This is a genomic window from Streptomyces sp. NPDC056734, assembly GCF_042790455.1.
In the GTDB taxonomy this organism is placed as follows: Bacteria; Actinomycetota; Actinomycetes; order Streptomycetales; family Streptomycetaceae; genus Streptomyces.
The window spans coordinates 454,853-479,506 of sequence record NZ_JBHTZD010000001.1; the positions used below are offsets into that span (position 1 = coordinate 454,853).

17 protein-coding genes, 5 pseudogenes and 1 riboswitch are annotated in these 24,654 nt (G+C 68.8%); of the genes and pseudogenes, 13 read left to right on the plus strand and 9 right to left on the minus strand.

Annotation, left to right across the window (positions count from 1 at the left end):
• Window positions 1-145: 145 nt before the first annotated feature.
• Entirely contained in the window at window positions 146-2,092 is a 1,947-nt protein-coding gene (locus ACFRFC_RS01760) for a BTAD domain-containing putative transcriptional regulator (protein ID WP_382680050.1), read from the minus strand.
• Window positions 2,093-2,204: 112 nt separating this feature from the next.
• On the opposite strand from ACFRFC_RS01760, the gene ACFRFC_RS01765 reads away from it, so the two are divergent.
• The 3 genes from ACFRFC_RS01765 to ACFRFC_RS01775 all read left to right on the plus strand — a co-directional run bounded on the left by ACFRFC_RS01765 (window position 2,205) and on the right by ACFRFC_RS01775 (window position 4,272).
• A complete protein-coding gene (locus tag ACFRFC_RS01765) occupies window positions 2,205-3,083 on the plus strand; it encodes an alpha/beta fold hydrolase (protein ID WP_382680052.1) in 879 nt (292 codons plus the stop codon).
• A gap of 420 nt (window positions 3,084-3,503) precedes the next feature.
• Window positions 3,504-3,692, plus strand: a complete 189-nt coding sequence (locus ACFRFC_RS01770) for a site-specific integrase (RefSeq protein ID WP_382680171.1) — start codon at window positions 3,504-3,506, stop codon at window positions 3,690-3,692.
• A 307-nt stretch (window positions 3,693-3,999) separates the two neighbouring features.
• Window positions 4,000-4,272: a hypothetical protein gene (locus ACFRFC_RS01775; RefSeq protein WP_382680054.1), complete on the plus strand. Its 273-nt coding sequence runs from the start codon at window positions 4,000-4,002 to the stop codon at window positions 4,270-4,272.
• Window positions 4,273-5,389: 1,117 nt separating this feature from the next.
• Here the strand turns inward: ACFRFC_RS01775 and ACFRFC_RS01780 are convergent.
• A complete protein-coding gene (locus ACFRFC_RS01780; RefSeq protein ID WP_382680056.1) occupies window positions 5,390-6,910 on the minus strand; it encodes an alpha/beta hydrolase in 1,521 nt (506 codons plus the stop codon).
• Between the two features lie 1,167 nt (window positions 6,911-8,077).
• Here ACFRFC_RS01780 and ACFRFC_RS01785 point away from each other — a divergent pair.
• The 4 genes and pseudogenes from ACFRFC_RS01785 to ACFRFC_RS01800 all read left to right on the plus strand — a co-directional run bounded on the left by ACFRFC_RS01785 (window position 8,078) and on the right by ACFRFC_RS01800 (window position 10,775).
• The gene (locus tag ACFRFC_RS01785) at window positions 8,078-8,656 is read left to right on the plus strand and encodes a hypothetical protein (RefSeq protein WP_382680058.1); all 579 of its coding nucleotides are present in this window, start codon (window positions 8,078-8,080) and stop codon (window positions 8,654-8,656) included.
• Window positions 8,657-8,910: 254 nt separating this feature from the next.
• Window positions 8,911-9,183 (plus strand): annotated as a pseudogene (locus ACFRFC_RS01790) (antibiotic biosynthesis monooxygenase family protein); the annotation flags it as partial.
• Window positions 9,184-9,262: 79 nt separating this feature from the next.
• A pseudogene (locus ACFRFC_RS01795) lies at window positions 9,263-10,156 on the plus strand (IS630 family transposase); the annotation flags it as partial.
• A gap of 31 nt (window positions 10,157-10,187) precedes the next feature.
• On the plus strand, window positions 10,188-10,775 hold the full coding sequence (locus ACFRFC_RS01800; RefSeq protein WP_382680176.1) for a hypothetical protein: 588 nt from the start codon (window positions 10,188-10,190) through the stop codon (window positions 10,773-10,775).
• Window positions 10,776-11,347: 572 nt separating this feature from the next.
• On the opposite strand, the gene ACFRFC_RS01805 is transcribed toward ACFRFC_RS01800, so the two are convergent.
• From ACFRFC_RS01805 to ACFRFC_RS01820, 4 genes and pseudogenes are all read right to left on the minus strand, one after another.
• Window positions 11,348-11,776: a hypothetical protein gene (locus ACFRFC_RS01805; protein ID WP_382680060.1), complete on the minus strand. Its 429-nt coding sequence runs from the start codon at window positions 11,774-11,776 to the stop codon at window positions 11,348-11,350.
• A gap of 34 nt (window positions 11,777-11,810) precedes the next feature.
• Window positions 11,811-12,485: a polymorphic toxin-type HINT domain-containing protein gene (locus ACFRFC_RS01810; protein ID WP_382680062.1), complete on the minus strand. Its 675-nt coding sequence runs from the start codon at window positions 12,483-12,485 to the stop codon at window positions 11,811-11,813.
• A 229-nt stretch (window positions 12,486-12,714) separates the two neighbouring features.
• Window positions 12,715-13,413 carry a hypothetical protein gene (locus ACFRFC_RS01815; RefSeq protein WP_382680172.1) on the minus strand — a complete coding sequence of 233 codons (699 nt, stop codon included), beginning with the start codon at window positions 13,411-13,413 and terminating at the stop codon, window positions 12,715-12,717.
• Window positions 13,414-13,458: 45 nt separating this feature from the next.
• A pseudogene (locus tag ACFRFC_RS01820) lies at window positions 13,459-13,599 on the minus strand (RHS repeat domain-containing protein); the annotation flags it as partial.
• 467 nt (window positions 13,600-14,066) lie between these two features.
• Here ACFRFC_RS01820 and ACFRFC_RS01825 point away from each other — a divergent pair.
• From ACFRFC_RS01825 to nrdI, 3 genes are all read left to right on the plus strand, one after another.
• Complete coding sequence (locus ACFRFC_RS01825; protein WP_382680064.1) at window positions 14,067-15,227, plus strand: glycosyltransferase; 1,161 nt, start codon at window positions 14,067-14,069, stop codon at window positions 15,225-15,227.
• A gap of 89 nt (window positions 15,228-15,316) precedes the next feature.
• A complete protein-coding gene (locus tag ACFRFC_RS01830) occupies window positions 15,317-16,762 on the plus strand; it encodes a hypothetical protein (protein WP_382680066.1) in 1,446 nt (481 codons plus the stop codon).
• 621 nt (window positions 16,763-17,383) lie between these two features.
• Window positions 17,384-17,615: riboswitch (cobalamin riboswitch) on the plus strand.
• 172 nt (window positions 17,616-17,787) lie between these two features.
• Entirely contained in the window at window positions 17,788-18,228 is a 441-nt protein-coding gene (gene nrdI / locus ACFRFC_RS01835) for a class Ib ribonucleoside-diphosphate reductase assembly flavoprotein NrdI (protein WP_382680068.1), read from the plus strand.
• A 26-nt stretch (window positions 18,229-18,254) separates the two neighbouring features.
• On the opposite strand, the gene ACFRFC_RS01840 is transcribed toward nrdI, so the two are convergent.
• Window positions 18,255-18,692, minus strand: coding sequence for a transposase (locus ACFRFC_RS01840; protein ID WP_382680070.1), 438 nt, complete (start codon window positions 18,690-18,692; stop codon window positions 18,255-18,257).
• Window positions 18,693-19,136: 444 nt separating this feature from the next.
• A complete protein-coding gene (locus ACFRFC_RS01845; protein WP_382680072.1) occupies window positions 19,137-20,258 on the minus strand; it encodes a hypothetical protein in 1,122 nt (373 codons plus the stop codon).
• 352 nt (window positions 20,259-20,610) lie between these two features.
• Here ACFRFC_RS01845 and ACFRFC_RS01850 point away from each other — a divergent pair, with 352 nt between their 5' ends.
• Window positions 20,611-21,045, plus strand: coding sequence for a hypothetical protein (locus ACFRFC_RS01850; RefSeq protein ID WP_382680074.1), 435 nt, complete (start codon window positions 20,611-20,613; stop codon window positions 21,043-21,045).
• Window positions 21,046-21,501: 456 nt separating this feature from the next.
• Window positions 21,502-21,813 (plus strand): GNAT family N-acetyltransferase, encoded by a 312-nt coding sequence (locus tag ACFRFC_RS01855; protein WP_382680076.1) that lies wholly within the window; start codon window positions 21,502-21,504, stop codon window positions 21,811-21,813.
• Between the two features lie 556 nt (window positions 21,814-22,369).
• Here the strand turns inward: ACFRFC_RS01855 and ACFRFC_RS01860 are convergent.
• Window positions 22,370-23,316: pseudogene (locus ACFRFC_RS01860) on the minus strand (helix-turn-helix transcriptional regulator).
• A gap of 193 nt (window positions 23,317-23,509) precedes the next feature.
• Between ACFRFC_RS01860 and ACFRFC_RS01865 the strand changes: the two are divergent.
• Window positions 23,510-24,454: pseudogene (locus ACFRFC_RS01865) on the plus strand (alpha/beta fold hydrolase).
• The last annotated feature ends 200 nt before the right edge of the window (window positions 24,455-24,654 follow it).

Consider the following 24,654-nt stretch of genomic DNA (forward strand, 5'->3'; position numbering starts at 1 on the left):
AGCGCCTCGCCAGGCGAGCTTGCCTTCCACGGCCGCCCCGGGTCGCGGCCCTCCGGCGTCGGCACCGCCAGCTACTCGCCCAGCGCCGGTACGAGAACGAGGCGAATGAGGCGGGCGGGTTCGCGGCTCGCGGAATTGCGGCCGCTCACCCCGCTCCGGCGCATGCCTCCGCCTCCGCCAGATACCGCGCCACCGGACCCAGGGTCAGCATTCCGCTGGCGGCGCCGGCATGTTCGGCACAGGCATCACGCAGGGCAACCGCAGCGCGCGCGGCGATTCCGCGCTCGCCGAGGCGTACGGCGGCACGGGCGGTCAGGCACCACATGGCCTCCTGCATGTGGTCACACGGTGGTTCGGGCATCGAGGTGAGGGCGGTACGGGCCTCCTCGCCCCGGCCTTGGGCGAGGAGTACGAGGGGTCGCGCCCAGGGCCGGTACGGGCCCCAGTCGAGGTGCGGGTCGGTGGGCGCGGGCCGGTCGTGCAGCAGGCGCAGTCCCAGGAGGGCGAGCGGGAACAGGCCGCGGTGCAGCCCCGGCATTCCGGCCGCCCGGAGGGCGTCCTCGGCAGTGCGGTACTGCGCTGCGGCGGTGGCGGCCGTGGCGGCGGTCGGTCCGCCGGGCTCGGCGCTGCGGGCGGCCGTGGCCCGGGCCCTGAACCACCCGGTGAGGACGGAGACGAGGGGCGCCTCGGTGGTGGCGGCGAGCAGGTCGGCCGCGTTGGCGTGCGAGGTCGCGGCGTCGAGGTCGCCGAGGGCCGAGGCGGATTGCAGGCGGACGAGTCGGCCCAGTACGGCGAAGCTGGGCAGGTCGTGCCGGGTGGCCAGGTCGAGGATCTCGGCGCCGGTCCTGTCCCGTGCCGCCGCGAGCCCGGGTCGGGTGAAGGACTGAAGGAACACCCCGTTGAGGGCGAAGGCCAGCAGGGCGGGATCGGCCAGGTGCCGTGCCAGCTCCTCGGCCTGACGCGCCGCCTGCTGCGCGTGCTTCAGCTCGGTCCCGGACAGATCGGCACTGCGGCTCTCGACGGCGACCGTGGCCAGGAGGCGGGCGCGCAGGTCGGCGGGGCCGTCCGGGCCGAGCCCGGTGAGCGTGCGCTCGGCGGCCGCGACGACGGCACGGGACTGCTCGGGGTCGTCGGCCCGGCTCCAGATGGCGGGCACGTCGTAGGCGCCGATGATCCGGGCGGTCAGGGAGAGGTCCCCCGTGCGTTCGGCCGCCTGGATGGCGGCGAGGCGGTCGCGCCGGGAGTGGACGAGGGCGTCGCCACCCGCCAGGGCGAGGGTGCGGGCCAGATCCACGGTGGTGCGCGGCCCGAGCCGGACACCAGGGCCGGTCCACGTGGTATGTGCTCCTTCGGGGGGAGCGGACCCGTTGAGGATGTCCGTCTCCAGGCGCTGAAGGCCGGCGCCGGGGTCGAGCCCGAGCTGGTCAACGAGCATCGCGCGGGCGCGGCGGAGGGTGGCCAGCGCGTCGGCCCGGCGGCCCACGCGGTACAGCGCGCGGGCAAGCAGCTCCCAGGCCGGCTCGCGCCACGGGTGCTCGGCGACATGGGCACCCAGTTCGGCGACGAGGTCGGCCCCTTCCCCCGAGTCGAGGAGGATGCGGGCGCGCAGTTCCACCCCCTCCAACCTCAGTTCCTCCAGCCGGGTCCGCTCGCGCCGCGCCCATGCGGAGTCGGTCACATCGGCGTAGGCGGGTCCGCGCCAGGCCGCGAGTGCCGCACCGAGGCCGGTCACCGCGTCGGGGGTGCGGCGGGCTCGGGCCAGGGCGTCCTGGAACCGATGGACGTCCACGTCCTCGCGCGGCAGGCGCAGCGCGTAGCCCGGGCCTTCGGTGACGATGACGCGCGGCGGACTGCGGGGCGGCCGGTCGGGTTCGAGGGCGCGGCGCAGCGCGGCGACGAACGTACGCAGAGCGCCCACGGCGCGGGCCGGTGGATCGGTCCACAGGTCATCGACGAGGGTGTCGGTGGTGACCATCCGTCCCTCGGCGGCGACGAGCCGGGCGAGTACCTCACGATGGCGGGGGCCGCCCAGGTCGACCGGGCCGCCGTCGTCGCCGAGGGCCCGCACCATACCGAGCACGTCGATTCGCATGCCCCCATCCTCCGTGCCAGGGGCCGGCCGCGCCCAACCGTACTGATCGGTTGCTGATCGCCGTCGCGCAAGCTGATCCGGTCAAGTCCCCGACCCGAAAGGACGGTCCCTCATGACGCTCACCCTTCCCGGCTTCGATCACATCCGCCTGCCCGGTGCGGACGGTGTGGAGCTGGCCGCCGCTGTCGGCGGCAGCGGCAGCCCGGTCGTGCTGCTCCACGGTTTTCCCCAGACCCACCTGATGTGGCGGCACGTCGCCGAGCGGCTCGCCGACGAGCACACACTGATCTGTCCTGACCTGCGGGGCTACGGCGCCAGCGACAAGCCGGCGGCCACCGACCCCGATGTGTACGCCAAGCGCACCATGGCCGCCGACGTGGTGAACCTGGCGGCGGCGCTCGGCCATGAGCGCTTTGCCCTCGTCGGCCACGACCGGGGCGCCCTGGTCGCCTTCCGGGCGGGCCTGGACCACCCCGAGACCATCACGCACCTGGGCATCCTCGACATCGTGCCGACGCTCGACATGTGGAACGTCCTGCATGGCGTCTCGGCGGCGGTCGGCTACCACCTCTTCCTGATGGCACAGCCGCCGGGCCTGCCGGAAGCGATGATCGCAGGCAGCGCGGACGCGTTCTTCGGCTCGTTCCTCGACGCCTGGGGCAACGACCCGACCGCCATACCCGACGATGTGCGTGCCGAGTACCTGCGCGCGAGCGCCGCGGCGGTGACGTCGATCGTCGCGGACTACCGGGCCTCGGCGGACATCGACGTCACGCACGACCAGGCGGACCTGGACGCCGGGTCGCAGCTGGCCATGCCCGTGACGGTCGTCCAGCAGGACTGGGGCGCGCGGCTGGGCTACGACGCCGCCGGGGTATGGAAGGCGTGGGCCCCGGACCTGGACCACCGGCTGACCCGAGCGGGGCACTTCATGGCCGAGGAGGCACCCGACGAGATCGCGTCGACGATCCAGGACCTGCTGGCCCGCTGAGCCTCCTGTTCCCGCCTCGCAGGCTGGGCCACGGCCGGTCGGCGAGCACGGAGATCTCGGCGATCAGCGTCCTCCTTCCGCGCCGGGTACCCAGACGTGCGGCCCGGCCCACACGGGGTACACGAACGGCCTAACGTAGGTGGCACAGGGGTCGTGGAAGGGGCACAGGCCCTGGCCGGGGCCGCTGGCGGTGATGCTGAACAGCTCGCGACCCGGGATCTCCTTGCCTGGACACCTTCGGGGTGACACCTGAACCGGCGCCGTGGCGATCGAAGCGCAGGGTTTGCTGGGCCACCTGAGTGCAGGCTCGGGGAGGCCGGTGGGCGGATGGTCAAGGCAGGCGGCGGCGGTGTCGTACGGCGAGCCCGATGGATCGATGGCGACGGCGAGGGCGAATAGCTCACGGCGGCCTGCCGGTTCCTGGAACACCTGGTCGACCGGCGTATGTCGCCGCATACGATCCGCGCGTATGCGCACGACCTGCGGCGCCGGTTCCCCCTCATCGCTGCTGAGGGCATGGACTGGCGCGAGCACCGGGGCCCGGATGCCTTGCGGCTGCTGGCGTTCCCGCCACGGGAACGCCAGCCGGCAGGACCGTGCCCGCCGTGAAGCGGTCCGCGGGTACGGATCGTGTGGCGTCCCCGCCCGAGGCGAGCGGTTCCCGCAACCGGCCGGACCCATGGGCAACCGGCAACCGGCATCCGATCCCGATCCCGATCCCGATCACCGCGATCGGTACTGCCTCTGTTCCGTCCCCTGTTCCGTCCTCGCGCGAACAGATGTGGCCCGGCATTGTCTCCCCCCAGTGTGTCGACCGATGTGTGTCGACGGATGAGCCGTTGCCGGGCCGCTGATGTGCCCGGCAACGGGTGTGGGTCACTCGGCGGGCCGGGCCCAGTGCTCCCAGAGCTGTGCCTTGATTGATCCACTCGACGACCGGCGTGAGCCGGATCCCGAGTACGGCCTCCACCTGCGCGGGCGACGGGGCGAGGAAGTCGCCCGCCCGGCCTTCGCGGACGTAGTGGTAGATCCCCGCCACACCGGCCGCTGCCGGGGCGCCGATCGCGTGGCCGAGGCCCTCCTCGAACCGGGCCACCTCCAGCGGGACATAGCCGACGTCCAGCCCCAGGGCCTGCCCGAACGCCGCCAGATCTTGGCCGGTATCCGTCCTTCCACACTCGCACGGTGACCGAACCGTCGTGAGTGTGGTCCGTCTCCCTGCCGATGACTCGGGCCAGGGCCCGCACACACTGCGCTGGGAGGCGGTCGGGTCGAGGTGAGCGGCTCCGGCCTGCGCGGCCAGGATCGTCCGCCCCGCGAAGTACAGGAGCCTGGGGATCTGAGGTTCCAGAGGAAGCAGCGGAGTTCTGCGTGTTCCGGATGATCTTGTGCCTGATGAGCTGCGGGAACGCATAGCCGCGCTCTGGGCACCCCCGGCGGCGCCGATGTTGCGTGCCGGTCTGTGATCAAGTGGTTCCTGCTGCCTGGACGCGCGCCGTCGACCGGCAAAGGTCGGTGAGCCGGTGCATCCATGACAGGGCTCGGTGCTGGTAGTGCCGCAGGATGCCGACCGGCGGCCTGGCACCGGCAGCCCGCAGGCATCGCCCGCTTGCTCCAAAACCACCCCGCCGCAGCCGACAGCCCCGAGACCACCACCCCGTTCCTCGCCGCACTCATGGGCCATTGGCACGGCCGCACCCACGCACGCCCGCACGCGGGCACCCGCCCACCAGCAGCACAACCCGAGCGATACGCCCGGCTCGTCCATGCCGCGAACACGGTGTTGAGGCAAGCAAGTTGTGAGGGAACCCCGCCTTCCTGCTCTATCAACTCGAGGACAACATCGGCTACGGGGGCGACGCCGCCGAGGCCGCCGCGGTCCTGGCACTCCTGATAGCGGCCCTGCTGCTGGCCGGCCCCCGGTGGGATGGCTCACCGACCGCTCCGGCCGCCCCAGCCCTATGTGATCGGCTCCACGGTGGTGATGTGCGTGGGGAGGGCGGTGCCGCTGATCTGGCCCACCTGGCCCATCTGGCCCGCAATGATTGTCTTCGTGGTGTTGCTGGGCACAGGGCTGGGCGGCTACTACCCCTCCGACGGAGTGCTGATGACCCTGGTCCGCCCGCGCACGGAGGCCATCGGCAAGGACATGGGGATCTTCCTCCTCTCCAGCGGTGTCGCGCTGTCCCTGGCCCCCGTTCATGGCCTCACCGATGGTGACGCATCCGGGTGGTTACCCCGCCCTGTTCGTGACCTCGATCGTGATTCCCGCCCTCGCGGCCCTGCCCGCCCGGGGAGTGCGCCGGCTAGGAGGAGCAGGAGACGTCTCCCGTCGGCCGCTCGCCCGTCGTGAGGAACGTCGTCACCGCCCGGTCCCCGCAGGCGTTGCCCGTCCCCAAATACACCCCGTGCCCACCGCGCTCGACGGTGACCATCCTGGCCCGGTCACCCAGGGCCCTGCGCATCTCCGATGCGGCGAAGTGCGGCGTCGCGGGGTCCCGGCGGTTCTGGATCAGCAGGATGTTGGAGGGCCCGTCCGAGGTGATCCGGGTGGGCTTCTCCCGCTGGTCGTTCTGCCAGAAGGTGCACGGCGTGATGTTCTTCGGCATACCGCCGGTCAGCGGGTAGAGCGCCCGGTCGACAGCGACTGCCTGTTCGTACCCGGCCGAGGACCCCGGCTCCGGCCAGCGTACGTCGTTGCAGACGACGGCGATCGACACGGCCGCGTCAGCGTCCTCCAGCAAGTGCGTCAGCGCGGGCCCGAGCACCGGTACGCCGTCCGGGTCCTGCGCGGCCTTGACCAGCTTCGCGAGGTCGGTGAACCGTTTGTCGTCGTAGAGCGCGTCGAGCAGCGACTGGCGCAGGCCGTTGCCGGTCAGCTTCAGGATCGGGTGGGTGGTGTCCTTCGGCTCTCGGTCCAGCGCCGCCATGAGGTCGACGACCAGGGTTCGTACGTCCTCGGGCCGTTGCCCGAGCCGCAGCCCGCTGCTCTCCCGCGCCGGGTCCGCCGCCCAGTTCGCGAAGTCGGGGAACCTGTCTTCCACGGCACGGGAGGTGTTCGCCAGCCAGCCCCGGCCCACCAGGTGCGGATCGGGGTCCTGAACGCTGTCCATCACCACACGATCGGTGTGCTGCGGGAACTTCTGCGCGTAGACCGCCGTGACGTACGTTCCGTACGAGGTCGACCAGATCGACAGCTTGCGCTCGCCCAGCGCCTGCCGCAGCCGGTCGATGTCCCGCGCCTCGTTCACACTGCTCATACTGCGCAGCACGGCACCGCCGTTACGGGCGCACAGTTCGGCGATGCGCCGGGACCGCTCCGTACTGCCCTCGATGCCGCCGTCCGCGTCGGGCCAGGACCGCAGGGACGTCAGATACAGATCCTCGGCCGGCAGCCCGCACGCCGCCCTGGTACTGCTGCCGGTCCCGCGCGGATCGAAGCCCACCAGGTCGTACGCGTCACCCACCTGCTCCCGCAGAACTTCCGCTTTCTGCTCCAGCCGCTGCACCCCGGAGGCACCGGGCCCGCCGGGGACGACAAGGAGCGTGCCGCGCCGCTGGCCCGGGTCCGCGCTCCGTACCCGCGACACCGCGAGGGAGACTGTCTCGCCGCCCGGGTCGCTGTAGTCCAGCGGCACCTCCAGCGTGGCGCACTGCTGCGTGGGCGGGCCGTCGGGTTTGGCGCAGTCCCTCCAGTCGAGGGCCGGGATGGACGCCTCGGCGGGGGCGGCGGACGGTGAGGGGGTCGCAGCGGCGACTCCGGTGAGGGTGGTGATGGCGGCGGCGACCGAGAGAGTCAGGGCCGTGGGCTTGCGGTAAGTAGCCATGAAACAAGAGTGGTTGACGGAGTACGCGGCGCCCATCCGGCAGTCGGGAGGCTGCTGGGTGGGGGTAGCCCCCCGTGGGCTTCACTGGGTGCCAGAACACCGGTTGCCATTCATTCGCGCCTGTCCGTGCCACCAGCGGCAAAGGCGTTGACGGTGGTGGTCTGCCCGCATCAGGCCCAGGGCCCGGCTACCTGCTGCACCACGACGAACGCCACTGGGATTCCCCTGACGCCTTCGTCACCAACAAGCCAGCCCGGCGCTGGTACTGGTATTGACGACCAGGGCACCACCGGCCCGGACGCCTCGGGCGTCCGGGCCTTCCCCCTCTGGCCGCCCGCCTCCCTACCGATGCCCGGGCCGAGCCACACCCATCCGGCGCCCGCGGCCGTGCCCACCCGGCCGATGCGCACCCGGGACACCGCCCCGGACAGCCCCTGCCACGCCCTCACCGCCCACCAGCAGACACCGCCGCACCGACTGGACCCGGCCATCGCAGAAGCGGCGGAGCGACAGACCGCCGAGAAGCAGGAGCTGAGCCGCCGAGCATTCCCCCAACCGGACAACGCACCCGCCCCGACAGAACCCGATCGAGGCCGGGCACCACGACACGGACCCCTCCGCGCAGGCCCCGCCCGCCCCGCAGCCCCCGCATCCGGCAGCCGCCCGGTGACCCGAAAGTCGTCCACGACGTCCTGCTCCTCAAAGCGGCCGGCGTCGCCTCCGCCGAACCCGTCGCCCACCGTGAGACCTGGGAATGGCTCGCCGCACTCGCGGTCGGCCACGGCCACCTCCAGTCAGAACGTCCTCGTCCGTCCGCGGGTCAATGGCCACGAACCCCACGGTCGTCCCGACACCTTGATGGGCGGCCCTTCGGTCAGAGCGCGGCGACGCAGGAGCGGGCGAGTGCGGCGTGGAGGGTCTGGCAGACTGGCCCAGGCGTTAGACCTGATGATCGACGCTGACCTCGGCCAGAGCCGGCGTACGGACATCCACGAGCACATGACGTCTCCGGAGAAAACCATCCACTCCCAGGCGAATCCACGGAACCAGAACATCACCGTGCTCGTCGGGAACCAAGAACGACAACAGGTGGGACCGGGCACCTGCTGCTGCTGCGCGCAGCCAGCCGACAGTCCGGCAAACAGCTGAAGAAGGGGGGCACGAGAAGTGAAGCGACGCAAGAGATACACCGCTGAGATCAGGGGACTCGCCGAGGCCGAGGGCACCCTCGCGGCGCGACAGGTCATCCAGCCCTGGACGCACGCCGTGATCGCTGTCGCCTGCGCGGTCGTGGTGTGGGTGATTCCGGCGGAGGACGCCAGGGCCGTGGCCTTTGCCTCGGTGGCCTATCTGCCGCTGTTCGCGGCGGTGGTGGCCGTACCGCTCGGAAGGATCATCTGGCTCTACAGGCTGCCCGAGGACGAAGCACCTGACGCCGACACCGACGCCGATGAGGTGAAGGAGCTGGGGCCCCGGGTCTACATGTGGGGACTGGGTATCGCCATCAGCCTGGCCGGAGGTATCGGCGTGGTGGTGGCCGCTCTCGTCCCGGCCTCCTGGATACGCTGGCTGCTTCCCGTCCTGGGCATGTGGGCTGTGCTGGAGGTGGCACACCGTGACCGGGGCCACTACCGGCGGGCACGCGAGGTGGTCCGTGTGGCTGCCGCCACCCCCTGGTACGACGACTATCACACGGTGATCCGCGAGCGGCGGGAAGGCGTTCGGGGACCGGGCCGACGGAGTTGATACGGACCGGGTACGGAATCGTAGTCCGCGGTCTCACTCTCGAAGGGGCCAACTCAACGAACACAAAGACGAGTTCTACGTGTGGATCGTCGTCACTAGGTGCACCCAGTACCGCATCAGAGAACGTTCGCCCTGGTGCCCCCGCCCCCCTGCACCGTTCTGTGAGCCGGGTCAGGAACCCGATCCCTCATGTATCCCGATCAGGAAAGACGCTGAATCGTTGGGCACGTCCCGCCCTACGGTGACGCCATGAACGATCACCGGAACAGAACGGCTACAGCCAGACCAACGCCCGTATGGAAGAGTTGGTGAAGGACGTCCCTGGGTTCCTGGGGATGGACCACGCGCAGACTCCTGGCGGGCTGGGCATTACCGTCGGGTACTTCCGGGACGCTGACGCCCTCACACAGTGGCGGACCAACGCCGAGCACCGCGCAGCGCAAAAGCGTGGGCAAGCCGAGTGGTACCAGAGCTACACGCTGCACGTGGCGAAAGCGGAACGGAGCCACGGGTTCATACGAGCGTAGGTTCTGCGGAGCCCGACAGCAGGCTGACCAGCCGAAAACGCCTCCTGGTGCGGCGAGCGCCGTCCCGCCAGGCTGCCGGGTGGCGATACGAGTGCAGGTCCGTGAAATCGATGACGACGAGGGCCCTGGCTGCCGCGGATCATCCGCAGGGGCGGCCGGGTCGGTGGTGACCTGACGGCGGGCTCAGATGGTGCTGCTGTCCGCGCCGGGCATGACGGTGGCCGGGATCGCCGAGGTGTAGGTCACCAGCGACGACCGTGTTCGGGACGTGCCCCACGACTTCAACACCGACGGCTTCGACTCGCTATACCTGAAGCACAGGGGCGGACGGCACATCCTGCTCCGCGAGGGCAGGCATCCCCTTTCAACGCACAAAGACCTGGAAGACCTCCCGCGACCCCGATTACGCCACCAGTAAGGCCCGCGTCAAACACCTCAACGCGATCGCCGACAACGAGGTCATACCCGAGGACGGCGAACCCCGGAGTCATCTTCTGCGTGGACGAGTTCGTTCCCGCCAATCTGATGCCGCACCCGGGCCGGCAGCGGACCGCATACGGAGGCAAGCACAAGGACCCCGACCGCGAACCACGCCGCAGGCGCGGGCGACCTACAGCCGCTACGACGGAGTGCGACATCCGTTCGCTGCCCTGGACCTGGGCAAAGACAGGCTCTACGGCCACATCAAGCCGGCCAGGAGGCGCACCCAGTTCCTGGAGTTCTGCCGCTACCTGCGCAGCCTCTACCCACTCGCGGTCCGGATCGCGATCGTCAGTGACAACTTCCCCGCACCTGACTACCAACAGCTCCTGGCTGAACCGGATCGAGGCCCAGTTCACCCCCCTGCGCTACTTCACCCTCGACAACCGAACATGCCACCCACAAAGGGCGGGGCAGCATGATCCGCCGCTACATCATCTGGAGAAACGGCCACGCCGACGATCGGAGCCTACGCGCCGTCGTCGACAGGGCGATGTTGCCTGATGCGGCACTAGCATGGCCGCATGACGGAGTCAGCGCCCGCCACGGCCTCCAGCCCGGTCCACGTGGACCACCACACGTTCGAACTGACCGGCTCCGACACACGCTCCCGCACCGGGTTCGACACCTCGAACGGGCTGGTGTTCTCACTACCCGGCCAGGCCGTCATCTGCACCGGCATCAGCACGGGCTGGGTAAACGTCAGCGTCCAGGTCCGTCGGCAGCCACCCCCACGCGTGGATGCCGACGCATGGGACGAGATCATCGACCACAGCGTGGAAACGCCAACCGGCACCCTGCGCGTCACCAGTGTCATGGCAGATGCGCCGGATCTCCCCCTCCTGACGCCGCAGGGACCGGGAACCTACCGCATCCGGATACACGCCCGCGGCCGCGACACCACTCCAGACGGCGTCCCCGCCGAATCCGCCGAGGACTACCTCCTCTCCGTCTGGCCGGCAGCGCCCAGCCCGGACGAGATCCACAAACAGACGGACCGGTACGGCACCGAACTGCGCACCCAGCCGAGCAGGCCGTCACCCGCAGACAATGCCGAGGACGACCTCCGCCACCGCACGCGTGAGCGGCTCCACCGCCGCCGCATACCATGAGCCTGGCTCTGTATCGCTCAGGCGGCGGAGCGACACAACGCCGCAACGCTCGGGCTTGAGCCTCCGGTCCCCGAGCCAGAGCCGGTCACCGACGACCGGCTGGCGCCGATTGAGAGCAGGCCCGCGCCGAGCGTGCCCGCCAGGCCACGGCGACCCGGGCCCCCGGCCCTGCGCCGCCGGCGCCTACCGGCCGCGCCTATCACGTCCGGCGGCGGGTTCTCCTCGGTCGGGTCCGACGGAGGGAGCGGACCGCAGTGCCCGTCACAACCCTGGCCGTCATGGATCGTGTAACGGTAGCCGTGTACGCAGGTGCCGTCGTCGTGGAGCTTCCAGCCCTCGGTGTCGCGGGGGCCGGCGTCGTACGCCACGATGCTCTGGGTTCGGTGCTCACAGTTCCTCCTCGCCGGCGCGCCCGATACCGGGCGGCAGATCCTCGACGGAGAGCCACGAGCGTGCCCGGGGCGATGGGTAGGGGAGGTCGGCCGCGAAGTGGACGATGGCGGTTTAGTTGGCGTAGATGCCGTCGGCGGTGTGTTCGCGGATCCGGGTGATGGTCCTGTCGCGGTGCCGGATCACGGTTTCCTCTTCTCCGTCTCGCGGGCCCCGGCCCGTCGCATGACGTCCTCGGCGGTGGCGGGGTCGGCGAGGAAGGGATGCACCCGCCGGAGATAGTCGACCTGTCCCACAAGGGACTTCCTCATCTGCTTCTGATTCCGGGCGCTGGAGGAGACACCCCCGCGCTTCTCCACGATGCCGGCTGCGATGGCCAGGGGCTCGACTTCTGCCCTCAGCCGGACAGAGTCCATTTCGATCTTGGCAGTGATTTCCACATAGCCACCACTCTCGAAGTCGAGTCCGACCCGGTACTCGACGCCGGAGCCACGGTAGATGGAATGCGGCATGATCTGGTTGCTTTCCTCGGGCCCGGTGAGTTCCAGTTCGGCTGCCGTGGCGGCGAAGGCAGTGCGGACTTCATCGAAGAAGGACTTGGATGCGGACACGACACGACGCTCCTGCGCTCAGTTTCTGGTGGGTCTACCTGACAGGGACTACTACCCAGTAGCTGCCTTCCTTGCGCCATCCGTAGCCCTTGCCCTGGAGAGACCTCAGCTCCTTCGCGAAGACGTTGCCCTTCTCGTATCTCAGCGCGGCGGGGTCGGTCACCAGACGGATCTCCCTGCCGCTTGCCAGCGCGTCATCGATGAACCGCTTGTTGCGGGTCCAGTTCCACCTCCCGACGCCAACGAAGCCGTACTCTTCGCTGCTGCCCGTCCGGTGCCTCTTGGTGCCGAGGAGGCAGGTGGAGATGTGAGTGAGGAGGTCCTGACCGCCGGCCCTGACGTAGTAGGTGTGCAGGTCGTCGACGGTGAAGTTTCGGACCGTGGTTGAGATGGTGCGGTGGTCGACGGCGGTGATCTGGACCCAGGCGCCAGCGCTGGTCTGTAACCACTGCCCGGCTGTGAGGTCGCCTGCGTCGGTCCATCGGTACAGATCGGGGACCCAGAAGGGGTGGCCGTCGGTGGCGGTGATCGTGGAGGTTCCGGCCTTGCTGGCGCCGTTGGTGTCGACGGTGATATCGACCAGATGTTCGCCGCCGCTACCTGTGATCAGGGCGGTGACTTTGCGGGGGCGGCCGGTTTCGGGGCCGGTGGCGAGTACGGTGTCGCCGACCTGGACGTCCTGGATGGGTTTGCGGGTGCCGCCGGCCATCACGACGGGGTTGTCGGCGGTGAAACTGTTGCAGTTCGTGGCCCGTGCGCCGGCTCTGGCGCCGAGTCCCGTGCCAGGGCCACCATCGCCGATGTCGTGCCCGAACTGTCCTGCTCGACCAGAGGGTTCGAGGCGTCGGTCAGGTAGCGGCTGGTCGTGCCGTCGATGGTCTTCGACCACCGGTCGCCGAGCGGGGCGTAGCCGAAGGACGAGGTGTCCGTTCCCCTGGTCAGGCCAATGAGTTCACTGCGGGCGTTCCAGGTGTGGGTGCGTATGCCGTCGCTGGTGAGCTGGCCGTCGGCGTCGTAGGCGAAGGTGCGGCCGTCGTAGCTGGTGATGCGGTTGTCGTCGCCGAACTGTGTGCCGCTCTCGGCGGCTGGCAGCGCGACACCGGCGAGGGTTCCGGTGAGCCCGGTCTGGAGGGTGCGTTCGTCGCGGGTGTAGGTGAGTCGCCGATCGCCTGGGCGTCTCGGGCGTAGGAGATCGATTCGATGACGTCGGTGGTGCGGGTGATGCCGCCGGGCAGGGTGGCGGTTGTCTCCCGGCCGGCCGGATCCAGGCCGAACGTGACCTCCTGCCCGCCGGACGTCACGTAGGTGAGGATGTCCGAGGGGTCGTAGCCGTAGGTGGTGGTGGTTCTGGCTGCGGTCATCGAGGTGGTGCGGTCCGCGGCGTCGTAGCCGTAGCCGACGGTGCCGCTCGGGCCGGTGGTGGAGGTCAGCCGGGTGTAGGTGTCGTAGGCGAAGGTCTGACTACCGGCCTGGCTGTCGGTGATCTCCTTGAGGAGGTCGTTGGCGTAGTAGTCGTAGGCGACGGTGGATTCGGCCTGGCCTGCGGCGTCGACGCCGTACTGGGTGGTCGTGGGGCATCCGAGCAGGTCGTACTCGGCGGTCGCCGAGGCGCCTGACCGGTTCGTCGCCCGGGTCAGGGATCCGGCGGGGTCGTACTCGAAGAGGGCCTGCGCGCCGAACGGGTCGGTGGCCGATGTCGGGCGGTCGGCGTCGTCGTAGGCCCAGGCGGTGGTGTTGCCGCGGGCGTCGGTGAGGGTGGTGAGGTTGCCGTTGGCGTCGTAGCCGAGGGCGGTCGTGCTGCCCAGCGGGTCGGTGATCTCGCGGGCCTGGTTGAGGTTGTCCTAGACGAGCGTGGTCTGGGAGCCGGTTTCGTCGACGTCTCTGTGGCTGGTTCGTCACACCCCCCGGTGGAGGAACGGTCACACGGGTTGCGATACGAAAGACGCGAACAGAAATTACCCCGGATGCCAGAGCGCCGCAAGGTGCCTTCCGGGCTCCCCGAGGTCACCTTCGATCGCCTCGCAGCCGATCCGTCCCCCTGTCGAGGATCTCCCACGAACCAATCAACAACCCCCAACTTAAGCTGTGAACTCGCCATTTGAGGTGGGGTCCACATCGGCTCGGCGACATCGATCACATGTACCGGTCATGGATTGTGGTCCGGCACTGTCCGTTGGATCATGAATGTCCCGAGACCGAAGGGCAGGTCGAAATCTTGCTCGCACATGCACAGCCCAAGCCCCTGACGGTCGTCTGGATCACCGCAAGTTTTCCACCTGAGGTCAGCGGCGTGGCACTGGGGAACGCGGAACGCGCCCGCTGGTTCGCGGCCCGTCCGGATGTACGTCTGTGCCTGCTGGTCCCCGATTCCGCCAACGGAGCCACGCCGCCCGCGGCGGCGGTCCCGCACGGCCTGGAACTGTTCCCCTACGCATCCAAGCCCTGGCTGCCGTATCCGGTACTGCGCGTTCCGCGCCGGGCGGCCCTCGCGCAGATCGACACCGCGCTGGAACAGATCGCGCCGGACCTGGTGGTCGTCACCGATCCCGAACGCTCGTTCATGTTCGCCTCGTGGGGGATGCCGGGACATGCCCACGCCCGGCGGCGCGGCGTGCCGTACGTGGCCCAGTACCAGAGCGACTACTTCAACTTCGCCGACAGCTACCCGCTCTGGCGCCATCTGCGCACGCCGGTGTTCCGGCCGGTCATGCGCCATGTGTACCGTCACTTCGACGCCGCCCTCTGCGCGACCCCGCACGCCGCGGCGACGCTGAGCGGGCTCAGTGACGTACCGACCGAGCACGTCCCGTTCGTCGGTGTCGACATCGAGGACTTCGGCGCGGACCGGGCCGACCCCGCCGTCCTCGCCAGACTGGCACCGCACTACGACGGCCGCGGCAAACGCGTGCTCTACCTGGGCCGTCTCGCCCGGGAGAAACGGCTGGACCTGGTCATCGGCGCCTTCCTCAGGCTCAGCGCCCTACCCGGCAACGAGGACCTCTCCCTGTTCATCGCCGGCGACGGCCCGCGCGACATCACCACCCAGATCAGGAAACTGGCCGCAGCCTCACCCCGTGTCCACCTCCTTGGCTTTGTCCACGGCACGGACCGCAGCGCCCTGTACGCCTCCTGCCACGCGTTCTGCACCGGCTCGCCGTACGAGACCTTCGGCCGTACGGTCGTCGAGGCAATGGCGTCCGGAGTCCCGGTGGTCACCCCATCCAGCGGAGGCATCAGCGACACCCTTTCCGCAGGTCACCATGCCTACCTCTTCCCGCCCGGTGACGCCGACGCCCTGTTCGGAGCCCTGCGCGCGGCGCTCGCCGACGACGGGAAGGTCACCGGCCAAGCCCGCACGGCCGCCGCCCAGTTCGCAACCGACAGGGGCTGCGCGCAGCTCCTCGCCGGCTATCAGCGCCTCGCCAAGCAGACCGTCGGCCGTCGGTGGTGACGGCGAGGCGGGCGAGTCACACAAGGGCGGCTCCTCGTCGCGTCCGTCTCGCACCCGCGGGCCGATTGCGCTACCTCAAGGAGGTTCTCGTGACGCGACAGGAGTCAGTACCGGCAGACGCGGTGCCGTCAAAGCGGCCACCCCTGAGCAGCTCACCCCGGCGGACCGGGCTGGAGCACCTCGACTGGTGGCGCCCCCGAGCCATCTGGTTCGTCGAGAACGACCCGCCCAGTAGCGCGTTGTCCGCGTTCCTGGAGTCACTGGAGGCGACGTTTGAGCGCGGCGGGCATCGTGTGCGGCACGCGGCGGCATCGGCAACCGATGTGGCACTGGCCGTCGTCCGCGTACGGGAGGGCAGCGCCCCACTGAGCGAGCGGGTCGAAGAGGCGGCGACGCCTCTGCTGCTGAGGATGCGGCGCGCACGCGGCTCACTGGGAAACATCGCGCACTCGGTCGCCGTGGTCGAGGTGCCCGAGCGGATGAGCACGATGAGCCACACCGAGGCCGTCCACACGGGACGGGTCCTGATGGCGCGTCTCGGGGCTCCCAAGGTTCTGGTCGTGACCGTCGACGCGGCGTCGGGCGAAGTGACCGAGGCGACCCTGTGCACGATGGAGGGCGGCCATCCCTCGGAGACAGAGAACATCGCCCAGGGCATCTGCGACCGCCTGATCGCCGCCGCCTGCACGCGCGAGGTCGCCGGCCGCTACGACGTCCAGACCGGCGCCATCACCGCCGCGCAGTGGGAGAACACCTCGGTGCCCGAGGCGCTCGCGACGGCCGGCCGTCGGATGGGCGAACTGCGGCTGCTCCCCGCGCCGCACCGCCTGACGCACTACGTCTCGCCGCGGCTGGCGGCCGTCTACGAGCGATATCTCGGGATGAAGGCGTTCAGCGAGGGGATGCTCTTCGCCTTCGATCCGGGCCTGGGCGCCCTGGTGGTCACCGCGTCGGGAAGCTGGGAGGTGGACAAACGTGTCCTGTGCCGCGATGACGTGACGGTCGTCGACCACCGTCTCGATGACGGGCGTCTGCGTGTACTGGCTCCTGAGTCGGCCAGTCCCAAGGGCCCGTCGGTGGAGGCGTGGGAGGTGTGCGCGCTGCTGGAGGCGGTTCCCACGGTCCGGGTCCGCCAGGACACGGACGGCGCCTGGGCCTGGGACCCGCACGGCACCCACGAGGTACCGGCGATCCGCGCCGGACTCCACGCCCACGTCGGCGTCAGCGCCGCGGATCCCTCACGCATCGAGACGGTCCCGGCGGACCGCGAACGTTTCCCGTACGGATTCGGCTGCGGCACGGACCTGATGATCGAGGTAGCCAAGGACACCGTACGACGCTCCCGGGCCCTCTCCGACCCCGAGGACCCGCGGCACTTCGTACGCTGGCCCATGCTGTACCACGGTGAGATGGCCGTCGAACTCTGGAGCCAGGACCAGCCCACCGAACCGCTGAGCGGCCTGCTGGACCTGTTCGACACCCAGGCCGAGGCGGCGATCACCTACGACCCGGACCACATCGAGCAGCCGCTGTGAGGGGCGGACTGACGCTCGCAGGGGGCTTGTTGGTGTTCGGGGCGGTGGTTGGTCCTGTGAGGTTTCCGGTGCGGCCCGCGGTGCGCTGGTGGAGGTACAGGGCGTGAAGGGGGAGGGGGGTCGGGTATGTGCTGTTCGGACTGTGCATCTCGTCGATGAGGACGAACTGGACACCCGGCTGGGTGTAGATGTGGCAGACGGCGTCGGTGATCCGGGTCTGGGTCATGCGGGCGGTTGCGGGGATGCGGAGGTAGCGGGCGAAGCTCTCCGAGGCCAGGGCGGTTGCCCAGCAGGTAGCGGACGCAGTGCCGTACCCGTGGCAGGCAGTGCACTGTGCCGAGTACCGGCGCAACACGAAGGAAAGCACCTGCCGCAGCAGTGTCTGCACCGCTGTGCCACGTTCAGGGCCGTCGACCCCATGCTGCCCGTCGACCACTGATCGTGGTCACCATCGGCCCGGAACGCCGGCCACCGCGACATGAACTTCACCGCCGCCTCGGTCGAAAACGGCTCAGCGAGTCGAATCCGAGGTCCCGAAGACCCCCACCCTCGAACACCCACTCGAAACTTAGGTAAACCTAAGCTTTACCCGAAACTATCTCTGAAGCAGAGCTAATCAAATGTATGGTTCATCGTGTCGGTGGATCGCCAGGCACCTGTGTGCCCGGCGAATCAAGGGGGGGAGCCGGGTGCGAGTCCGGGACCGCCCTGAAGCGGTGAGCGGAAACGAGTGCTGTCACACGCACGGACCCTGGTGGACAGGGCCTGGGCGGCGACAGCCGGCAGACGCCCGCCGGGAGGCCTGAGGACATCCCCGCGAGTCCGAAGACCTGCCACCGTTCCGTACGCCGAACGGCGGCGTACGCGCTCCGAAGCCCTGAAGGAGGGCCACGTGGCAGCCGCACGAACCCGGGTCAGGCGTGCCGTTCCTCCGCCGCCTCCACCGGCCTGCCGTGCGCGCCGCGCCGCTCCTCCCCTCCCGGCCCCCGGACGGACACTGGAACGAGCAAGAGGAGCGGTGACCGATGAGCGGTCTCGTATATTTCTCCAGCATCTCGGAGAACACCAAACATTTCGTGGAGAAGCTGGACCTGCCCGCCACACGCATCCCCATACACCCGCAGCTCGAGGGCATGCCGCAGATGACCGTGCCGTACGTGCTGATCGTCCCGACCTACGGGAGCGACGAGCGCTCGGACGCGGTCCCCAAACAGGTCATCCGTTTCCTGGACATCGAGGCCAACCGCGCACTGCTGCGCGGAGTCATCGCCTGCGGCAGCACCAACTTCGGTGAGGAGTACTGCCTGGCCGGCCCGGTGATATCGGCGAAGTACAAGGTGCCGGAGCTGTACCGATTCGAACGGGTGGGCACCGAGCTGGACGTCCGCACCGTGAGGGAAGGACTTGAGGGGTTCTGGGCACGACAGTCCTCGACGGCGGGGCAGCAGCCGCCTCCCACGACATGACCGTCCTGCGCGCAGCACGTCCTTGATCAGGGCGGCCTGAACTCACGCGTGCGTGCGATTTTCCTGGCCCGGGAAGTACGCCCGCTGTTTCTCGCTGGCCACGCCGCCGGGATTCTCCGTGGGAATCCGGACTCGTCCACGAAGACGAGCCAGGCCACGAGTGCCGCCGCGGTGCTTCTGTCTGCGGGTTCCCAGGTGTTGCGCCGCAGCATCTGGGCGATGCCCGAGAGCGTGAAGCTCCTGTGGAAATGGCGGTCCATCAGCGTCTTGATCCGGGACAGCGTCCAGGTGCGGTCCGGCCAGCCGTACGCGGCCGGCCCCTTGGCCAGTTCCTGTTCCTGTTCCAGTACCGCGAACAACCTGTCGCTCAGCCTCGGCAGGGACACCGGCCCCGATGACCGCAGCCCTTCAGCGCCGGAGTCCTGCAACCTCCGGCGCCATCGCTGGACCGAGCGCAGAGTCACCCGCAAGTCCTCGGTGCCGGAGGCAGAAGCGGCGAATGGCTCCGCGGCCTCCAGCCGGACCGCTCGCGAAACGCCTGCTGTTCAGGCGTCAGGCAGTGACCACCCACGGGAGACCCCCTCCGCCCACGTGCAGGTCGCGGCCGATCCGCGGCAGGGCGAATTTCAGTCCGAACCAGTCGAACTGGATGCAGAACACACCCACGGACATGGCGAGGAGTGCCCATCGCACAAGGGCGGCGTACGGCCCGGGGGGCCCGTATCCCCTTGGGCCCCCCGCCACCGGGCCGGCTACAGCCACGCGTTCCTGGCAGGAGCCCACTCCAGTCCAGACCGGCAGGCCGCGCCTATCGCGGTGCGCTCAGCTTCGCCCGCCGACCGACGTTCGCAAGCCGCACCACCGAAGCGGACCTGCGTGCTGTCCGGCAGCGGCTCGGGATGCGGTCCTCATGACCGTGTGGGAGCCCGGTAGGCGTGTGAGGCGCGCTCGGGGAAGGAATGCAGATGGTCGTGCCACCGTGTGCGGCAAGCGGAGCACAGCTCCACCCCGCCGAACTTACCGGCTGCCTCGGCTCCGTACGAGTCGCGGTACCGGCAGTCGGGGCACCGGTCCCGCTCAGGGCGCTCGAGCAGCTCGGCCATACCGGGAAGCAGAACCCGGTCCGCCTGCGCCATCACGGCCTCGAAGCGTGCCTTGTCGTCCGCCGGGGCCGGATCCGCGTCCAGGCGGTACCAGAGCTTGACGTTGTTCCGGGTCTCGCTCACCACGTCGCCGGTCTCCGGTCTGCCCACCATCAGATCGTCCTCAACGAAGCGATACCGGCGCATCATCTGGTGGATCGGTCCCCCGACCAGGCGCACGAAGTTGACCGCGGAGCGCCCGGCAGCGGAGCGCGACCAGTGAGTGTCCAGGGCCCACAGCACTTCACGGTAGGTGCTGTAGGCGTAGGTGCGTTCTTCCGCCCCCGCATAGGCGTAGGTGTTGTGGATCTCACCCTCGGCGCGGTGCTTGTGGAACGCGACGGCGTCGTACAGGACCACGCCGATCTCAGCGAGCAGCTGGTTCTCCTCCTCGCTGAGCCAGGCATCCTCATCGTTGCAGGCGATGGCGGCGGCTATGTAGAAGCGTGACAGGCCGTCGCAGTCACGAAGCCGGAACCAGGCCTGCGGCGAGCTTGCCAGCGCCTCGATGTAGCGGCGGATCAAGGGGGTGTCGCGGCGCCCGGTCGACTTCTCGGTCATCATCAGCAGGCAGCACCGGTACTCCCGGGCCATCTCCTCGCGTATCGGACCCTGTCCGAAGAGGATGTCCAGGAGCGCGTCCACATCATGTCCAAGGAGGGGCCCGTCACTCAGGACATCCACGTGGTCGCCGAAGACCTCGGCGACGATGGCGATCTCGCACAACCGCGCCAGAGCGATGTACCGCTCCCAGTTGGTGAACTGCGGAACCACGCACCTGTTGTACTCCCAGGCGCAGGCCAGGGCCTCAGCGCGCCGCTCCGGCGGCAGCGCGATGCCCTGGAGATCGTCCTTGAGATCATCGGGATAGAACCACTGTGACACCATCAAGGGCCTCCGGCTCAAAGGTAAAGGCGGGCAAGGGGAATACCTCGTTCCTCGACCACTATCACCAGCCCGACCACGTGCGAGCCATTGGCGCACCGACAGCGCAATGAGACACACCAGGCGCACACGCCCCATCCGCCCGTGCCGCCCCACCGGTCATGGCGCTACCGGAAGGCCGGTGACAACCGGCCACCGACCACTTCCCGCACCTTCTCCAACATGCGTGCCCGCTCGTTGAGATGTGTCAGAACCGGTGATCGGTGACGCCGCGTAGCGGGTGACAAAGTCGCATGGCTGGAGGAACGGCTGAACCCGGTCCGGGGCACCTCTCGGCTGCGGAACAACCCGGTGCTTGGACGCGGACGAGATCAGCGAGGCCACGAAGCTCAGAGAGGAACACGCCAAGGCCACGCGGGAGTTCGCTGCGCATGTCGTCACACACGACATTCGCGAGGGCGCCACCTCCGAGCTTCCCGATAGGGCCAAGATCGAGCCACGGACTCCAGGGATCGACGATGTCCCGCCGACCGTGTGGGAGACGGTGACCGGGGCTGCCGGACGAACGATGACCGGGACGGAACTCGCAGATCTGGTAGTTGAGGCTGCTCCTGCCGCACTACCCGACGCCGTGAGCGACGACGCCTGGCACCGGCGTTACTCGCTCGGGAATCACAGGAACTCCCCATCTGACCGATGCCAGATTCTGCGCACCCGCGCGCTTCGCAGAGGCCGACGCGGGAGTGTCCTCCGGTACGCAGGCCGTGGACGAACAACGGTCACGGCCTGACGGAAGCGGCGGCGCTGTTCTGGGGCGAGGTGGTCGAGGCCGGTGGTGAATCGGGGCAGGGCCTCGTAGGACGGCACGTCGGTCCACCAGGAAGCCCGCCAGGACGGAGCCGGATCCGGACCCGGGGTGGAAGCTACCCTCTCGTCATGAGCTGGGACGAAGGCCGCCTGCTGGCCCTGCAGATCGACGCGAACTACGGCCTCGCGCCGAACCCCGACACCCCTCAGTCAGCCCTGAGAGATCCTCCCCTGCTCGCGGTGTGGACATGGTCCCCCCACGCGCGTCTCCTGGCGCTCGCGCCTGGAGTGGCGCCTTGCCGTCCCGAACCCGCCCCCGCTGCCCATCATCGCCTCCACCGTCGACGGCCGGTGCACCGCCCAGCACCTCATCAGGCCAGAGAACTGGCAGCCCGACGAGTGGAACGAGCTGAATAGTGGGCGCATGGGGGAGTAGGCCATGGCGATCCACGACCGGGAACCGGTGTCGATCTGCTTCACACCCGCGTCGAACGCCACCGCAGCTGAGGCAGGCATCTGGACCCGCCCCGACTTCCGCGGCAAGCGCCTCGCACCGACCGTCGTAGCTGCCTGGTCCCAGCGTGAGCATCGCATCAAGTCCGTGCTCTTCTACAGCACCACCGCAGACAATCACGCCTCCCAGTCTGTCGCCCGCACTCTCGGCCTCACCCCGACAGCCCCTTGCGCATGCTTCGACCCGCCAAGAAGAAGCCCCTGCCAGATCAAAGTGGCTGGTCAAGTGCCCTGCTGACTCATGTCCACCGCGTCTGTCACTTGAATTCGTGATCGACGAAGGAAGATGTGACATGGCGCCTCAGGCGGGCGACGGCGCTGGCCCCGGGCGCAGCGACGCGAGCGTAGAGCGTGGAGTTGACAACCCCGGCCCGGCTCGTGAAGGCGCACTACGCCTTCACGGGGAAGCGGAGCCAGGAGAACCTCTGCGAACAGATACGGACCCTGCGCAGCGGCGAGGTGACGGCGAGGTTCTACGACCTCACCCCGGGGCACGGCCGCAAGGAGACCCGGATCGGGCAGATACTGACTGTCACCGGCCTCGGCGTCGACTTTCCCCACGCCGCCCAGGTCGTACGCCACCGTACGCCACCGCACCGGCACCGAGACCGCCAAGCAGAACCGCGAGACGGTTTACGTGATCACCGATCCGACCAGTCGGCACGCGCCCTCGAAACGCATCGCGACGACCTCGAGGGCGCACTGGGTGATCGGAAGCAGGCTCCGTTTCGTCCGGTACACGGCTCTGGGCGAGTACGCCTCCAGGATCCGCACTTCGGCACTGTGGGCCGGTCTCAGCCGTATCGCTCGACGAGCGCGGTGCCGATCGAGGCCAGATGGTCTCGTACACCCGGAGGTCCAGTCACCTCGAGCCATTCGACCAGCCAGGCAAGCTCGCCGGCGAGTACGTACTCGTTGTGGCCGCGGATCACGACCTCAACGCGGCCGTCGGTCGTGGAACCTCCCACCTGGAGCCGAGCGCCGAGCGCCATCCGGAGCGGCCCTATCCCGTAGGGCGCGCAAACCGCCTGGATCTCAAGGGGCGTTCGCTTGCGGTCGACCTCGTCGGCGATCTCGCGCCAGCTCTCGGCAAGGTCGAAGTCCTCGGGGCGGTGCACGGGATCGTCGGTGGGTTCGGCGGACGACACGCGGTCGATCCGGAAGGTCCGCCGGCCGGCCTCGGTGTGGGAGACGAGGTACCACGAGGGACCTTTGGCGACGATGCCCAGAGGGTGGACGGTTCGCTCGGTTTCGGTGCCTTTGCGGTCGACGTAGCCGAGTCGCACCTGGACGCCGCGGATCACCGCGTCCTGGAGTGTGTCGAGGAAGCGAGGTGGTCGGTGCTCGACCCGGCTCGACCCCCATCATTGCGGGTCCATGACCAGTGACGACGCTGCTGCCTCGGCCTGCACCCGGAAGGCTCCGGCAGGGCATGGACGAGCTTGCGCAGAGCTGCTTTCACGGCCGGCGTCGCAGCCGAGGCCGGGCCGGCGACCAGGAACAGGGCGCGGGCCTCACCCGCGGTCAGCCCGGACAGGTCGGTGCGGGCGCCGCCCACGAGGCGCCAGCCGCCGCCTCGGCCCTGCGTGAAGTACACGGGCACCCCGGCCGTGGCCAGGGCGTCGAGGTCGCGGCGGGCGGTGCGCTCGGAGACCTCCAACTCTCGGGCGACCTCTGCTGCTGTCACCTGCTCGCGCCGTTGCAGCAAGAGGAGGATGGCCACCAGCCGGTCGGTTCGCACGCCAACAACACATTCACATGAAACCGGTCGTAGGGTGACCGGTTTTGGTCGGCAAGATGTACGACATGGCCTCACCGACGAGTCCTACTACCCCCGACGGGCCGTATCGGCCCCCGGCCCGTCGGGGGTGCGCCGGCGCTTTCGTCAGGAACCTTGACCGGCCGATCATCCCGAAAGATTGGAGAGGAAATGAATGCTCGATCCAGCCGATTTTCCCGAGCCCACCCTCATATCGGTCAACGGTGTGGAGCTTGAAGTATTTGAAGCAGGCCGACAGAATACTGGAAAGCCCAGTGTGCTCTGTCATGGCTGGCCGGAGCACGCCTTTTCCTGGCGCCATCAACTGCCCGCCCTCGCCGCAGCGGGCTACCATGTCATCGTCCCGAACTAGCGGGGTCATGGCAATTCATCCCGTCCGGTCGAAGTGACGGAGTACGACATTGAACACCTGTCCGGTGATCTCGTCACACTTCTCGATCACTACAGGTACGAGGATGCCACCTTTGTAGGTCATGACTGGGGTGCCATGGTCGTCTGGGGACTGACCCTGCTGCATTCGAGCCGTGTAAACAAAGTGATCAACCTGAGCTTGCCTTACCAGGAGCGCGGGGAAAAGCCCTGGATCGAGGTCATGGAAGACGTACTTGGCGGCGACTTCTATTTTGTCCACTTCAACCGGCAGCCAGGTGTCGCGGACGCCGTGTTCGAAGAGAACGCCTTCCAGTTCCTTCGCAACATATACCGCAAGAACGAGCCCCCCAGGGAGCCTCGGCCGGGTATGACACTGATCGATCTCGCCAGAGCGGAAACGCCACTCGGCGATCCCGTCATGAGCGACAGCGAACTGGCCGTTTTCGTCTCCGCCTTCGAATCGACAGGGTTCACGGGCAGTATGAATTGGTACAGGAACCTTGACCGCAACTGGCGCTTGCTTGCGGACGTGGAACCGATCATCCAGCAGCCCGCACTCATGATCTATGGCGACCGGGATGTGGTCCGGAGGTCTGAAAAGCTGGCAGATTTCGTGCCCAATGTGGAAGTGGTCAGTCTGGATTGCGGTCATTGGATCCAGCAAGAGAAGCCGGAAGAAACGAACCTGGCGATTACGAAATGGCTGGAACGGCAGGATGCCATTTAGCGGCTCGTGATCCGGTTCGTGTTGTCGAAAGCTCTTCGAGCCGTCGGGCAGTGTGTGAATCTCTCTTCGACCGAAGCCCGAGCAGTCGCCGCCGCCCGATCAGCCACGGCCACCGACCGTACGGCAAGCCGAGGGCAGACTCACAGGGGAACAGCAACACAACGAGGCAGCGGCCGAGCCGCCACTCCCTCGCTGCCCCG

Coding starts and splice junctions, on each gene's coding strand:
- nrdI (WP_382680068.1), top strand. CDS start 17,788: ATGAGCGGTCTCGTATATTTCTCCAGCATCTCGGAGAACACCAAACAT.
- ACFRFC_RS01810 (WP_382680062.1), bottom strand. CDS start 12,485: ATGGCCGGCGGCACCCGCAAACCCATCCAGGACGTCCAGGTCGGCGAC.
- ACFRFC_RS01800 (WP_382680176.1), top strand. CDS start 10,188: ATGACGGAGTCAGCGCCCGCCACGGCCTCCAGCCCGGTCCACGTGGAC.
- ACFRFC_RS01765 (WP_382680052.1), top strand. CDS start 2,205: ATGACGCTCACCCTTCCCGGCTTCGATCACATCCGCCTGCCCGGTGCG.
- ACFRFC_RS01780 (WP_382680056.1), bottom strand. CDS start 6,910: ATGGCTACTTACCGCAAGCCCACGGCCCTGACTCTCTCGGTCGCCGCC.
- ACFRFC_RS01760 (WP_382680050.1), bottom strand. CDS start 2,092: ATGCGAATCGACGTGCTCGGTATGGTGCGGGCCCTCGGCGACGACGGC.
- ACFRFC_RS01855 (WP_382680076.1), top strand. CDS start 21,502: ATGGCGATCCACGACCGGGAACCGGTGTCGATCTGCTTCACACCCGCG.
- ACFRFC_RS01845 (WP_382680072.1), bottom strand. CDS start 20,258: ATGGTGTCACAGTGGTTCTATCCCGATGATCTCAAGGACGATCTCCAG.